This is a genomic window from Embleya sp. NPDC025285 (assembly GCF_055558835.1).
In genome coordinates, this window is sequence record NZ_JBVHLU010000171.1 from 1 (window position 1) to 13,832 (window position 13,832).

The 13,832-nt window shown below is 70.3% G+C and carries 10 protein-coding genes; 7 read left to right on the plus strand and 3 right to left on the minus strand.

Annotation, left to right across the window (positions count from 1 at the left end; genetic code table 11):
* Nucleotides 1-240 (plus strand): GNAT family N-acetyltransferase (locus ACZ4FV_RS49470; protein WP_465327883.1); only part of this gene is annotated, 240 nt, incomplete at its 5' end.
* Nucleotides 241-302: 62 nt separating this feature from the next.
* Here the strand turns inward: ACZ4FV_RS49470 and ACZ4FV_RS49475 are convergent.
* Nucleotides 303-1,964, minus strand: a complete 1,662-nt coding sequence (locus tag ACZ4FV_RS49475) for a type IV secretory system conjugative DNA transfer family protein (RefSeq protein ID WP_465327884.1) — start codon at nucleotides 1,962-1,964, stop codon at nucleotides 303-305.
* Nucleotides 1,965-2,464: 500 nt separating this feature from the next.
* Nucleotides 2,465-3,556, minus strand: a complete 1,092-nt coding sequence (locus ACZ4FV_RS49480; protein WP_465327886.1) for an AraC-like ligand-binding domain-containing protein — start codon at nucleotides 3,554-3,556, stop codon at nucleotides 2,465-2,467.
* A gap of 506 nt (nucleotides 3,557-4,062) precedes the next feature.
* Here ACZ4FV_RS49480 and ACZ4FV_RS49485 point away from each other — a divergent pair.
* From ACZ4FV_RS49485 to ACZ4FV_RS49505, 5 genes are read left to right on the plus strand one after another with little or no spacing between them, the layout of a single operon-like run.
* Nucleotides 4,063-4,794 (plus strand): SCO2525 family SAM-dependent methyltransferase, encoded by a 732-nt coding sequence (locus ACZ4FV_RS49485; protein WP_465327888.1) that lies wholly within the window; start codon nucleotides 4,063-4,065, stop codon nucleotides 4,792-4,794.
* A 34-nt stretch (nucleotides 4,795-4,828) separates the two neighbouring features.
* Complete coding sequence (locus ACZ4FV_RS49490) at nucleotides 4,829-6,643, plus strand: SCO2524 family protein (RefSeq protein ID WP_465327889.1); 1,815 nt, start codon at nucleotides 4,829-4,831, stop codon at nucleotides 6,641-6,643.
* 5 nt (nucleotides 6,644-6,648) lie between these two features.
* Nucleotides 6,649-7,563, plus strand: coding sequence for an SCO2523 family variant P-loop protein (locus ACZ4FV_RS49495; protein ID WP_465327891.1), 915 nt, complete (start codon nucleotides 6,649-6,651; stop codon nucleotides 7,561-7,563).
* The gene (locus tag ACZ4FV_RS49500; protein WP_465327893.1) at nucleotides 7,560-8,579 is read left to right on the plus strand and encodes an SCO2522 family protein; all 1,020 of its coding nucleotides are present in this window, start codon (nucleotides 7,560-7,562) and stop codon (nucleotides 8,577-8,579) included. The genes ACZ4FV_RS49495 and ACZ4FV_RS49500 overlap by 4 nt, the downstream gene beginning before the upstream one ends.
* Nucleotides 8,576-9,553, plus strand: coding sequence for an SCO2521 family protein (locus ACZ4FV_RS49505; protein ID WP_465327895.1), 978 nt, complete (start codon nucleotides 8,576-8,578; stop codon nucleotides 9,551-9,553). Before ACZ4FV_RS49500 ends, ACZ4FV_RS49505 begins: the two co-directional genes overlap by 4 nt.
* 145 nt (nucleotides 9,554-9,698) lie before the next feature.
* On the opposite strand, the gene ACZ4FV_RS49510 is transcribed toward ACZ4FV_RS49505, so the two are convergent.
* Nucleotides 9,699-10,826 carry a hypothetical protein gene (locus ACZ4FV_RS49510; RefSeq protein WP_465327896.1) on the minus strand — a complete coding sequence of 376 codons (1,128 nt, stop codon included), beginning with the start codon at nucleotides 10,824-10,826 and terminating at the stop codon, nucleotides 9,699-9,701.
* Between the two features lie 854 nt (nucleotides 10,827-11,680).
* On the opposite strand from ACZ4FV_RS49510, the gene ACZ4FV_RS49515 reads away from it, so the two are divergent.
* Nucleotides 11,681-13,621, plus strand: a complete 1,941-nt coding sequence (locus ACZ4FV_RS49515) for a hypothetical protein (RefSeq protein WP_465327898.1) — start codon at nucleotides 11,681-11,683, stop codon at nucleotides 13,619-13,621.
* The last annotated feature ends 211 nt before the right edge of the window (nucleotides 13,622-13,832 follow it).

The following is a 13,832-nucleotide window of genomic DNA, read 5'->3' on the forward strand; positions in this document are numbered from 1 at the left end:
TCGGCCTCGCCGTACGCCGTCATCGAGAACGTCGTGGTCGACGCGGAACTGCGCGGCACCGGTCTCGGCCGGCGGATCATGGATGCCACGCTCCAGGCCGCCTGGGACGCGGGCTGCTACAAGGCGATGCTGCTGACCGGCTCCCGTGACCCGGGCACCCATGCGTTCTACCGGGCATGCGGGTTCTCCGCCGACGCCAAGACCGCCTACCTCGCCCGTCCTCCGTCTGCCACGGCCTGATCAGTGGTGCTGGGGCATTTCTTCTGGATCGGTGTCGCTGGTTGCGCGAAGGCGGGCGGTGTTCATGGGGCGTAGCGCGCCAACGAGGCGCGGATGGCGTCCGGACTCGGTCCCTCCCACCACGGCACTGTCTTGACCAGAGTCGGCGGGCTTCCGCTCAGGAGCACCAGCGCGCGACCACGCGGCATCGCCATCAGGTCGGCGACGTCGAGTACCGGTTCCGACCGCGAGGCACGGCTGACGGATTCGGGCCATGCGGACGGAAATCGGCCGGATGTGCTCGTGGTTCGGGGTTCGAACACGCCGCAGGCGGCGGAGAGTTCGCCGAGAAAGCGGGTGTCCGCGACCCCGCCGCCGTAGACCCGGACGTTCGCCGCGCCCCACAGTTTGGCCATGCCCTGCTCGCCCCAGACCGCCACTCCCTGTGCCCAGGACTGCAGGATCGTCATCATCAGGATGCCGCGTGAGCCGTAATGGCTGTAGAGAGTGGGTAGTTCCTGCCACGGGCAGACGTTCGCCGCCTCGTCCAGGACGAACACGATGGGCACCGGCAGTCGACCTCCGGGACTGTCGATCGCCACGCCTTCCGACGCGTACGCGAGCGCCGTGGTCAGCGCCAGGACGAGCGGAGCGGCCATCTTGTTCGTCTCCTCGGACAACAGGTAGATGGTGCCGCCGACGGTGGATGCGAACTCCACGTGCGAGAACTCGGGCCGGGTGAATTCCGCGTTCGGCGTTACCCATTGGGTGACCACGTCCGCGGACAGGAACGAGGCCATCTGCAGGGCCGTGCCGTACACGCCCGCGCGTTGGGCCGAGGGGGACTGATGCAGAGCTTCCACCGCCTTCGCCACTGCGGGGTGGCGGTGGTGGTGCAGGATCCGGACGGGGGTGTCGTCGTCCGGGCGGGTCAGCCACCGATACACGTCGGTGATCGGTCGATGGTCGAGCGAGGCGGCGAGCAGCAGATGGCCGAAGAGGTCCTGGCCGGCGGGTTCGAAGTAGCCGTCGCTGCGGGTGTGCGCACTGCGATTGACGCTCGCGAAGATCGAGGCCAACGTAAGGGCGTAGACGACGTTGTCGCCGACGAAGGTCAGCGGGTTCCACCACCACGAAGCCGGCTCGCCGGCCTGACCCTGCGGGTCGAACACCCATACCGGGCCGCGGCGGGCGCGCACTCCCCGGGTCGCGTCGACGATGTCGCGCTTGTTCGAGGTCACCACGGCACTGCCCGGAGCCGCGACGACGGTCGGGATCGCACGAGTGGCAGTCTTACCCGTGCGCGGACCCCAGATGTCCACGTGCATGTCCTCCCACGACCCCCACAGGCCCCGGCTCCCGCGCACCGTCCGCCCGACGAGCAATCCCGGCCCGGCGGTGCGGTCCACCCCCATCCGCAGCGCAGCCGCACGGGCACCGCGTTCGCTCGCGTGCCGCACATCGCGCGGCGACGCGAGGTATCGGGCGGCGCGATCGATGGTGAGCCTTCCGTCGTACGAGCGGATCAGGGCAGCCGTCCAAGCTCCTACGGCACCCAGCATCCCGACGGCGAACATCGTGGCCGACAAACCGGGCCATCGATAGGAGCCGGTGCACCACTCGAACGCGAATCTCGCCGGAGACGCGGGTGGCGGCTCGACGGTGGTGTCGACCCGGGCGGCGACGGAGGCGGCGGCCCACAGCCAGCAGCAGACCAGGACGGCGGCTGCGGGCAGCGCCGCCACGGCGACAATCTCGGTACGGAGGGAGGGGCCGCGCCTCTTGCGGGTAGCGCTCATTGAGGTCGGTCCGATCGCCGAAGTGGCTGACAAGGCTCGGTCACGCAGCCGACAAGGCTCGGTCACGCAGGTGCACGCCGAAGGTTGCGGTGTCCGGGAGGTCGCGGAGCGCGCCGCGTCGCGCGTCGACGCAGACGGAAAGAGTGCTCGCCCCAACGGCTCCGAAAGCAAGCCGCGCTCACACCCGAGGGAGCACGCGCGCAAGGAATCGGCGGCCGACGACGGCTACGCGTGGATGCGTCGAGAATCCGGCGCGAACCCGCAGCCCGCACACCGCCGACCATCGCAACATGAGGGGTCGGTGATTCGACGTTCCGCGCACGGAAATTCCCCGATTTCCGCACGGACGTTTCACGCGACGGCTGTATCGGATTTCTTCCCCGAGGACCGGGCCGTCGGACTGAATTCTCCTGACCACGCCGGGCCGAGCCCGGACCTTCGGGCGCCTACCCGGTAGGCGTCGTACCGGAACGGCGGTAGTCCCGTGGTGTGGTCTCGTAGCGCCCACGGAAGGTCCGGGCGAAGACGCTGGGGCTCTCGATCCCCACCGATCGGCCGATCGCGGCGATGGAACGGTGCCGCTGGCGCGGGTCGGCGAGCATGCGGCGAGCCTGCGCCAGGCGTGTTTCGCGGATGAACCGGGAGGGCGACAGACCGCCCTCACGAAAGACCAATTCGACATACCGCACCGAGACTTCGAACGCCGCCGCCAGTGTCTTCGACGACAGGTTCGGATCGGCCAAGTGGCGCCGTACGAAGTCCTGCATGCGCAGGAGTTGCGCGCCATGGGAGATCCGCGGGTCGGCCAGGCGGTGCCGGCCGTCCGCCGCCGTGCGCATCGCCGAGATGAGCAATTCCCGTACCGTGTGGCCTAGTTCCGTACGCGTTTCGGCGGACAGCCCAGACGTGATACGACCTACCTCGACGATCGTCGCGGTGAGTACGCGCAGTGTCGGATTGTCGGCCGGAATGGTCTGTCCGAGCATGGACCGCTCCACCCGCAGGTCACGCCGCAGATCGGCGCGCGGCACATTGAAGACCAAGTGGTTCGCGAAGGCGTCGGCCGAGACCAACCACGGCTGGGTGCTGTCGAGCAGTACCGCGTCGCCCGCGCGCAGCCGGGTCTGCGGGCCGCCCTGCGCGGCCCAAACGGGGCGCCGGGCGATGGACAAGTGGTAGAAGTCGGCCGGATTGCTCCGGATCAGGCGCGGTGTACGGGCGGCGCGCACCGGGTCGGTGCCGATGTCGGTGACGCTGAGCGGTCCGAGGTCCAACAGATATATCCAGCCGGTGTAGTCGGGGGGATCCGCCACGTCGAGGGGTTCGACGTCCAACCCCACGATGGCGTCGCGCAATATGCCCCGCACGATGTCGACGTCCGGGGCGGAACCGATGCCCTGGCGGTCGGGGCCGGGGCGCACCACCGGCCGGCCGCGCCCGCTTCCGCGGAGCGTGTGGCGTCGGGCGGGCACGGTGTCCGCAGCGGCGGACGGCCGCTGCTGCGCCGCGTCGGGATCCGGGACCGGTGGACGGCTCACGAGCCTCAGGCTTTCGTCGCGGGTACGGTCGTCGGCGAGCGGCCCTCGTCGTGCGGCCCCTCGCGGCCCGACCACCCGGGGAGGACACCGCCACCGCGCCGGGCCGGGGCCGGGCGCTTGACCGGTCGGCTGCCGTTCTTCGGCCGTGGCGAGGAGTGGTCGGTGCCCAAGCGGAGCCGATTCTCGGCCGGTTGCCGTAGCGGGGACGGGACGGCGGATGGGGCCGGTGGACGACTCACGGGGAATGCCTTTCTCCGGTGGGAGCGACCAGGAGTGTGCGAGCGAACGTCGCCGGGACCGATGGTAGGGCCCAACTCGCCCCCCGCCATGCCACTTCGCGCCGAAGATGCACAGAACGCGTGCGCATTCGAGCAAGTCGCGGACTCTCCCGTGCCGATCATGGTCTGCGCGACGCCGAAGCACCCACGGACCTGCCCACGCCGGCCTGTGCGTACGGCGTCCGCAGACGAACGAAACGACCTCGGCGAATCCCATGGGGGAGATACATGCCCGAGAATGCCGTGTACGACTGGGACGCGTTCGACGCGGACGCCTACCTCGCACACAACTACGCCGAGATGTCCGCCGCGGATCGGCACATCCTCGAAGAGGTGAGTGAGTTCTTCTCCGGCATCGTCCGCACGCCCGGGGCCCGCGGCGTCGACGTCGGTTCCGGCGCCAATCTGTACCCGGCGCTGGCCATGCTGCCGTTCTGCGACGAGATCACCTTGCTCGAACACTCCTCGGCGAACGTCGCTTGGCTGCGCACGCAGACAGCCGGCTACTCACCGCTGTGGGACGCGTACTGGGACGTCTTGGCCGTCCACGACACGTACCGGCGCCTGCCCGACCCCCGTGCCGTACTCGCCGAACGCGCAACGGTTCGTCAAGAGAACATCCTGGACCGCATCGACGGTGTCGCCCCCTGCGACGTCGGCACGATGTTCTTCGTCGCGGAGTCCTTCTCCACGTCCCACGACGAGTTCCGCCTGGCCCTGCACCGGTTCTGCGCCCTGCTGCGCCCCGACGCGCCGTTCGCCATCGCCTTCATGGAGAACTCGCAAGGATATGTGGTCGGGAGCCGCGACTACCCTGCGGTGGCCGTGGACCGCGACCGGGTGTGCCGGGAACTCGAGCCCCTGTCCAAGGAACTTGAGGTGTCCAGGATCGACGTGGGCGGCGCGCCCCTGCGCGACGGCTATACCGGCATGCTCCTCGCTCGCGCCCGGGTGAAGTGAGCCGGAGCTGAGCCGGAGCAAGGATCCGTTGCCCGTGACCAATCTGCCCCGACGGCGACTCCTCGACCTGTGGAAGGTGCTCGCCCCCCGTATCGCCACGCGCTTCGACCCGGACACCGACGCCTGGCCCTCCCAGGACTCCCTCCGCGACGCGGAACAATTGGTGTGCCTGCTGTATCCGGCGATGAAAATGCCCGACCTGGGGTTCGCGGACCCGGACACCACCGGCCCCGACGTGCTCGCGGCGCTGGCTCCGCTGGGTGATCACCAGGGGATCCCGCACGCGGTCGCCGACGCCTGCGCCGAGTACCTCCGGGCGTACACAGACGAGGAAGGGCGCCCGGTGTTCTCCGGCGGGCCGCTGCGCGCGCTCGACCCCGCGCACGCTCCGGTCGCGGCCCAGCGGCGTCTGGAGACCGTCGAATCGTTCTCGATCGCGGTCACCCTGTCGTTGTCGACACTCGCGTTCGTGCGCGAGATCGAGGCACGGGTCCGTGCGACGCCCACCCTGGAACGCCTGGCGATGCTCCGCGGCGCGGCCTCCGCACGGCTCACCCACGCGATGACCGCCCTGTGCGAGTCGTTCGTCGCCGACGCGTTTGCCCGCGACTCCCGCGAGGAACGTACGCTCCTCGGCGCGGTTTTCGCCGACCGCGAGCCGGAGGAACGCCGGCTCCGCGAGCTGCTGCGACTCCTGCAGCCGATCCGCACCGGACTGCTGGGACTCGACGCCCCGCGCGGCGAACCGTCCGGCCTCGACGACGAGAGTCGGTTCTTCTCCTGCGGCTGGGCCTGGGGCCGGCCCGGACTGCCGGGCCGCGACGGACCGGGATACGACGCCGATCCCGTGCCGTCCCTCCACTTCACCGTCGCGGCGATGGACGGCATCGTCGACCTGTTCTCCTCCCAGCAGACGCTGCTGCCCGGCCTGCTCGACCACGATCAGTTCACCCTGGCGCAACAACTGCTCGTGCGCTGGGAGTTGGCGCAGCGCTATTGGAGCGCCCTGGCCCGGTTCGGCGGGGCGACCTGGCCCCTGCAGGACATCCCGTGGCGGGGAGGCGACGATTCCGACTACCGGACCCTGCACGTGGCCTCCATCGTGATCCACAACCTCATGCGCCAAGGAGGCCCCGACGAGGTGTCGCCCCCGCACGAACACGGCCAACTCGTCGTGGTGTTGGGCGAGCTCGCGGCGCGGGCCAGAATCACCCGGCGGGCACTGCACGAAGACCCGGCCGTCGCACTGCACACCCCCGGCCTGATCACGCCGCTCCCCGGCACCGAACGCCTGGGCCCGCCGCTGGGCTGGACCGTTACGGACTTCGCGCCCACGCTGCTCAAACGCACGTTGCAAGTCGCCGCACTGACCCGGAGCATGGAGTACCGCGACGCGATGCTGACCCTGGCCGACACCATCACCGATCACGTGTGGGGCCGAAGGCTCGACGCGGGATCGGCCGCGGGACTGTGGGACGCGCCCGGCCGGGCGTACCCGCACGCGTCATCGGCCCCCGCCGAGCTCTCCTGGCGGATGACCGAGCGCGTCGTCGAGGTGCTGGTCGTCGCCGCCGCGGGCATCGCGGCGGACCTCGCGCCCAGCCCGCGCCTCGCCGAGACCGCCGCCGACATGCTCCGCGAGGCCGACCACCTGTTCGCCCGCGAATTGTTGACCCACGCCACACACGCACCCGCCACCGACACCGAACTCCACCTGATCGGCGCGGTGCTGAGCCGCTCACGTGACCAGGCCGACCGGCGCCCCGCCGTCGCGATCGCCCTGGTGTCCGAAGCGCTGTGCCGCCTCGACGGGTTGGCTGCCGCGCGCGAGCAGGCGTCGAGGGGATGAACTGAATGCTGGTCTTCGCCACATCGGACAAGGGCGGCACCGGACGAACGGTGACCTGCGCCAACATCGCCTACCGACGGGCGCTTCTGGGCGACGACGTGGCCTACGTCGACTTCGACTTCGGCTCGCCCACCGCGAAAGCCGTCTTCGAACTGGACAACTCGCCCCGAGTGGCCGGTACCGGCCTGCACACCTACCTGCGCGGCCGCGGCGGCGAGCCGCGCCAGATCGATGTGTGGGCGCACACCCGCCGTCGGGAGCTTCGCATGCGCCCGCCCTCGTGCGGCCGGTTGGAGATCTTCCCCGGTGACGTGGGCGGCGGCGAATTCCCCGTCGACGAGGCGACCGTGGACCCCTGTGCCAAGCTCTTCCTGCGGCTGGAGGAGGAGTTCGACGTCACGTTCGTCGACCTGAGCGCCGGGCGGTCATACGCCATCGAGCTGGCGCTGCGCGCCACGGCCCGCCCCGAGTTCCGCGAAGCCAACGTCCGCTGGCTGGTGTTCCACCGCTGGACCCGGCAACACATCGTCGCCACCGCCGATCTGGTGCACGGCGACCGAGGCATCCTGGCGGCCGGGGCGATGATGGGACACGAACCCCTGGCCCTGGCCGACCGGGTCCGCTACATCCGAGCGGCCGTCCCCAAGTCCGGTGTGGCCCTCGCCGGGGACTTACGGCCGGAGCAGGCCGAATGGCTCGTCGCATGCGATCGAAAACTGCACGACCTGGCGGCGAGCCATCAGCTCGGGCGCACCTCCCTCCTGGGCTCGGTCCCGCTGGACCCGGTACTCCAGTGGCGGGAGCAGTTGCTCACCGACGCCGACGCGATGGTCAGCCGGATCGCCAACCGGGAGACCGTCGACGCCCTGCAAGACCTGGCGCACGCCCTGACCGACACCGCCCGCTGGGAGGTCATGTGAGCACCGACGACACGCACCCCGCAGCCGGGGCCACGCTCTTCTGCGAGTGGTCGGCCGAGGAGTGGACCGAGTCGATTCCGCTCGCGCACCTGTCGATCGAACTCGGCCACCTCTACATGGAAGACTTCGCCAGCGGCCCGGACCGCCTGCGGAGCCACTTCGCCGCGATCGCGCCATGGGTGGGAGCCGCCCGTGCCACCGTCGCCCCACCCGACGCGCGGACACGGGCACGGGTGAGCACCTGCTTCCTGGTCGACGACTACTTCTCCCGCTTCTCCTCGCCCGCCGAGGTGGTTCCCGATCTGGTCCGTGCCGCCGCCGAATCGGGGCTGGTGATCGACTACCTCGCACGGGAGTCCGCATGCGCCCGCTTCGGCGACACCGAACCCGCCGCGCTGCTGGAGGCCGGGCTGGTGCCCATACCGTTGGAGGGACGCAACGGTTCCCGGCCGCCGACCCAGGACACCGGCTGGATGTGCAACGGGGCGCGTTCACCGGGCGAATCCGGCGCCGAAGCGATGGCCCCGCACACCGGCTGGCAGCCACCCCGCGAGATCGGTGCGCGCCGCCATTCGATCTTCCTGGACGTCGAACTATGGGACGAAGACGGCGAACTCCGCACGTGGTCATGCCCGTTCCTGGCAGCGGTATGGCAACTGCTGCGGCTGGGACTGCTCCGCGAGCGCGGCGCCGCGGTGGCCGCGCCCATTCCCTGGACGTCCCCCACGTTCCCCCAGGACTGGGACGACCTCCCGGCGGTGACCCGCCTCAACCCCGCTGCCGCCCCGTTCACCGCGTATCGCACGTTCTCCGTCCTGGGCACCCGCTTCCTGCCCATCGAGCACGCGGTTCGGCTCATCCTCGGCCACACCGCGATCGACGCCACAGTCAGCGGGCAGATCGTGCGACGGGCCGAAGCCGAAGGCATCCGTCTGCCGGCGGCTACGACCGAACGAATCGCCTACACCCTCCTGACAGACGGCGGCACCGGGCCGGGCGCCGGCGGCGAGCGGTGACGCCGCCGTTGCTCGTGATCGGCGAAGTGCGCACCGCGCTGCTGATGAACTCCGCGCCCCTGACCCCGCTGGGCACCCAGGCGCTGCTGGGCCACCTCGTGCACGGCACCCGCGTGTGGGCGGCCGAACGGCCGGTGGCACGAGCCGTGTCCGCCGACACCGTGGACGCCGTCGACTGCCCCGTGCGCACCGGGTCGGGCACCAAGACACGAGGCGTCGGCACCTTGCTGGCGCGAGCCCGGATCACCGGCGGACGAGTGCTGCAGGCGTCCACCCGCACCACCATCGTGGCCGGCGGCACCCGACGCCTGGCATGGGCGCACCACCTCGAGCGGCTCGGCACCGTCGAAGTGGTCGGACGCGCGCGCACCGACGACCTGGCCCGGGGCTTTCCCGGTGACCGCGCACCCGGGCCGGAACTCGACCCCGGGGCCTTGTGCGAACGACTCCTGGGCCGCGTGCAGGGCTCGCCGGCGCTGGACCACCGACCGACGTTTCGCGCACGGCGCACGAAACTGCGCTGGTCCGCCGCCGGAGCACCCGGCAGCCGCCCCCGCGGCGTATTCACCCTGCACGGCGCCACCGAGCGGACCCTCGAACTACGCCTGCCGGCGGACCGATTTCCCGACGCCCGGCAACTCGCCGCACTGTGCGAAGACTTGGCCTTGCACGACTGGCTGCTCAGTGTCCTGGCGGAGACGGCCGACCGGGCGTGCGTGGGACAGGCGGATCCCACGTCGCTGCGCCGACTGCGGCCGGCCGTCGATCATCTGCTTCACGTGTGGATGCCGGGTACCGATGTGCCGCCCCAACTGCTGCCGGTCTGGAACGACTTGGAGGCGCACCCGGGGTTCACCCGCCAGTGGCAGGCGTGTGTCCAACGCATCCGCGACCACATAGCCCTGAGCACCCTCGAAGTCCTGGCCCACCGACCACCCGTACCGGGACTCGCCGACGGGGCACCCGGATGCTGACCATTCGCCCGGTCATACCGGGCCGTGGGCGTCCGCGTCTTTGGTGGTTCGCCGACGCGGCGAGGTTCCCGTCGTCCGGGCTCCCCGCTCCCACCGTCCCGGAAAGCAGGCCAAGACCGTGTCCCGCGCAAGCACACGTGAACATTCAGGGCGCCAGGTCGGTCTTCGCGTCCTGACTCGCCTTACGGGTGGCAGCGTGGCGAACACCGCGCGGCATCAGGCCCGTTCCGGTGTTGGACGCGCTCGCGGTCCCTTCCTTCCAGGTGCCGGGGGAGATCGGAGAGAAGCCCCTGCTGACCACTCGTGCGGCGTTGACGGACGCGGCCGCTCGGGCTCGAGCCGCGGTCGCTGCGGACGAAGGTGCGTCGAGGTGCCGCACGATCGCAGTACCCCGTGCTGCGGCGGCCGACCTCGACGACTGTCGTTCGAACGAGGTGAAGAACAGTTGCCGGGTTCCCGGCGCGCCGACGATCGCCGCGAGGCGGGCCGAGACGGGGACGTGTCGCGGTTCCCACGCCGAGCGGTCACGTCCGCAGGCCTCCATGAGCCGACTGTGCACATAGGGCGCCACGGAACCGGCCTGGCGGCTTCCATTCATGTACAAGGAGACCATTGCCTCGGTGGGAAGTTCCGCGAAACGATCGGCCGGCGCGCCCCGACCCGGGCGGTCGGAGTCGTCCACGGTGGCGTATCCGCCGATCTCGCCGCGCACGGCCTCCTGCCACGGTTTGCCGGAGACCCGCTCGATGCCCTCCACCAAACTTTCCCGATGGCCTCGGAGCACGCCTTTCTCGGTCCACATCGGCCCTGCCGTCTGTTCCACCATCGGGTGCACCCCCTCATGGATGGCCGTATGGACCGGACTGAGCACGCCACCGGTCAGCATCCCGCTCGCTGCGCCGTGCTGCATCTGCATGACGTATCGCGCCTCGGCGCGCGTGCTGCTCCAGTATTCGTTGAACGTGATCGCGGCGTGCTCCGCCTGGCCTCGGTCGGTGCAGTGGGCCAGCGTTTCGGGGTGCTCGCCGGCCGGCAGGTCACCGACCACGACCGATCCGAGATCGATGCCGCGATAGTCGTGGTTGAGCAGCAGGAGTCCCACCGCGTAGCCCCTGAGCATGTTCGGGTTGAAGGAGGATGCCGATCGGGAGTTCAACTCGGCGGTCAACGCCGCGTTCCCGGTGAGTTCACGAAGTCCTTCCCCGAGCCGGCCCCACATTTCCTCGATCGAGTCGGTCCTCATGATGTCTCGAATACGATCCTCAGTGCTCATGAGCGGGCCATCCTCTGCCTACGGGGCCGAACGGTGGGCTCTCGGCAGACGATCTCGCCCCCGAGTAGGTGCTCCCTCGGCAACACAGGAGCACTTCCTTCGGCTGCGGCTGCTCCGGCAAACGGCGGGGAACGTGCTTGTCTTCATCGGTGGACGTCGGCAGTGGCCAACTGCGGTGCGCTGGACCGTACGTGCACGGGCGACCGTACCGTTCACGATGGACCCGGAAGGACCCGCGGAATCACTCGAAGACGCACGCGTTCTGTGCGTTTCCGCCGCGCGCGCGCCGCGCGGCCGCGCCGCGAGGGGGCGGGCGGTACGTCGAGGTGCACCGGCCCCCGGCCCGGGCTTATGGCGGGTCGGTGTTCCGGGGCGGGAAGCGGGACTGTGAACGGCGATGGAGCGCGCCGGTGAGGGATTGGCGTCCGCCACCGGGCTGGGATTTCGGTCCTTCGGTGGGCGGGACCAACATGGTGATACCGGTGCACGCGCTCGAGGGCTCGCATGTGGCGCGGACCGCTCACGGTCGCGGTGACGCCTACGACCCCGCAGCGGCACCCTCGGCGCTGCCGATGGTCGGGGGTCCCGGTGACCGCGACAGCGACCTCAACTGGCAGCCACACGAGTACACATTTGCACCCGTCCTTACCCGAAGATTCATCGTGGACGGGGCACGGGTCGTGGACCTCGTCTCGCTGCCGGGCCCGTCGGATCACGCGAGCGGAATCGATGTCGTCCCGACGCCGGGGGACCGAGGCCGGCTTTTGGGCCCGGTGCTGTCGAATCTGCTAGGCCTGCCTGCCGGCGAGCATCTGAAGCACAGATGGGCGGAGCAGGCGGAGAACATCCTCGGGATGTGCGACCCCACGATCCAGGACGTTCCGCTGCGCCTGGAGGGGCGGGAGCCGACGGCGGAGAACCTGCGATCGGCGCACCGGGAATGGATGATCGACCGCGTGCTGGAGCGGTTCGGGCCGGGAGTGTGGGCGGCGTTGGGGCTACCGAGCCGAGAGGAGTTGCACCGCCTGGTGCCGCCGCCACGCTCCTACGGCCCGCAGGACGGTCCGCTGATATTGCAGCACGGGGATCTGAAGCCGGACAACGTCGTGCCCGTGGACGGTGCGGTGCTGCAAGCGCTGGCGCGTCGCTCGGCCGGGTTGCCGTTCGTCAACGCCTATCGCGATGCGGTGCTCGCCCCGGTCGCCGAACGTGCGCTTGCCGAGGCACGGACGTTGCTCGCCCACGGCACCGACGTCGCTGCGGACGCCCTGCTCCACAGCCACGTACTGACGAGCTTGATGGAAAGCAGTCACCTGGACGAACGCGACCCGAGGGTGACGCTGTCCAGGATGGTGCACCAGGTCGAGCACCTGATGCGCGCGGACCTGGATGCGCCCGCCCGCGCCCGGCACGGGACCGGCCTCGTCGCCACCATGCACGATGCCTTCTCGGATATGCACGCCCGGCCCCCCGAGCAGAACCTGGCGACACTCGCCTATCTGGAGAGTGTGATCACGGCGGATCGGGACTGGGCGGAGCCATTTCATACGCACGCCCTTGAGCGGATCGCGGTAGGCACCGTGGACTTCGACCTGTCGCTGGTCAGCCACAATCCGCAGGCCCGCATGTACGACCTGGCGAAATTGATCAAGCTCACACCGGAGTGGCCGCAGGAGGCGATCACGGGCGCCTTCGAGGAGCGCAGAGGCACCCTGCACCGCGGGGAACTCGAGCGTGAACTCACCGCCGGCTTCCTCCACTCGACCTTGACGGACTTGTTGCGGGTGTCCGAGGGGCGCATGCCGATCGCGGTCGCGGTCGGCGCGGTGCGTGGCTTCCTGGGTCGCATCGGCGTGCCCTGCACCGACCGGGACGACGCCCGGGTCACCGGGGTCCTCACGCATTGGCTGGACGAGTACGGCCCCGCCGAGCCGCTGCGACCGTTTCGGCTCGTCTCCGAGTCCGAGCATCGCCTGCCCCGGAGCGACGGGCCGACCGTGGTCACCCTCACATCGGGGCCGAGGGATCACGCGCTGGCCCAGTCGATGAGCGGCGGCGACACTCCCGGGGACGCGTTGGTCGCCGTGTGCGCGGTCCGAAACCACGAACACGACCGCACCGCTGCCGCCGTCTCCCGAGCGAGCGCCGCCGCGGACGCCGAACGGACCTGCGCCGACCACGCGTTCGCTCTCTACAAACAACGGCGCGCCGACCTCGAACAGTACAAACGCGCGCACGACGTTCCCCCGTCGAACGAACCGCTCACGGACTTCGATATTCGCGTCGTGCGCGCCCGGCAGGAACTCGCCCCCGAACACGCCGACCGACTCATGGCCCTGGTGGAGGCCGCGGACACCTGGGTCCGGCACCGGACAACCGCCGCGTTGGCGGAGGGTACGGTTCGGGCCCGGTCGCACCCCGATGTCGCCGCCGCGTGGCTGGAACGACCAGGTGAGCGCATCTCCCTCGATCCCGCCAACCCGGCGGGCGTCGATCGGCAGCGTATGCGGGAGCCGCGCGGCCGGGCCGGCAGCGGAACGCCGGCCCTGGAAGGCGCCATCACGGTCGCCCGCGAACAAGGCGTCCGTACACCGATGTCACCGGGCCCCGCTCCGGCCGTCGACGCCGCGCTCACCCGTCTGCTCGCCAAATCCCTCGGCCCCACCCGGCCCAGGACGGCCCCGAGCGCGGAACCGAAACCTTCTGTCCCGGACGTCCCGGCCACCTTCCGCGGCTCCCAACGCACCCTCGGCGACCGCCCGGCCCCGAACACGGAACGCGAACAGAACCGGTGAAGGAAGAGCGGCGCGTCCGCCGCTTGCCGCCTGCCGCCTGCCGCGTCCCGTGACGCGGACCCCGTGACAGGCCCCGGCGACCTCGCCCGCACGAGCAGCGCCCAGGCAGACGTCTCAGCTTGTTGTTTTACCTCGCTGAGGTCGCGGCCTGCTGAAATGCGGTGTTCCCGGGACAGCAGGGCGGCCGTCCCTCACGCTGCGAGATGTCGAG

Coding starts and splice junctions, on each gene's coding strand:
- ACZ4FV_RS49485 (WP_465327888.1), top strand. CDS start 4,063: ATGCCCGAGAATGCCGTGTACGACTGGGACGCGTTCGACGCGGACGCC.
- ACZ4FV_RS49495 (WP_465327891.1), top strand. CDS start 6,649: ATGCTGGTCTTCGCCACATCGGACAAGGGCGGCACCGGACGAACGGTG.
- ACZ4FV_RS49510 (WP_465327896.1), bottom strand. CDS start 10,826: ATGAGCACTGAGGATCGTATTCGAGACATCATGAGGACCGACTCGATC.
- ACZ4FV_RS49515 (WP_465327898.1), top strand. CDS start 11,681: ATGTGCGACCCCACGATCCAGGACGTTCCGCTGCGCCTGGAGGGGCGG.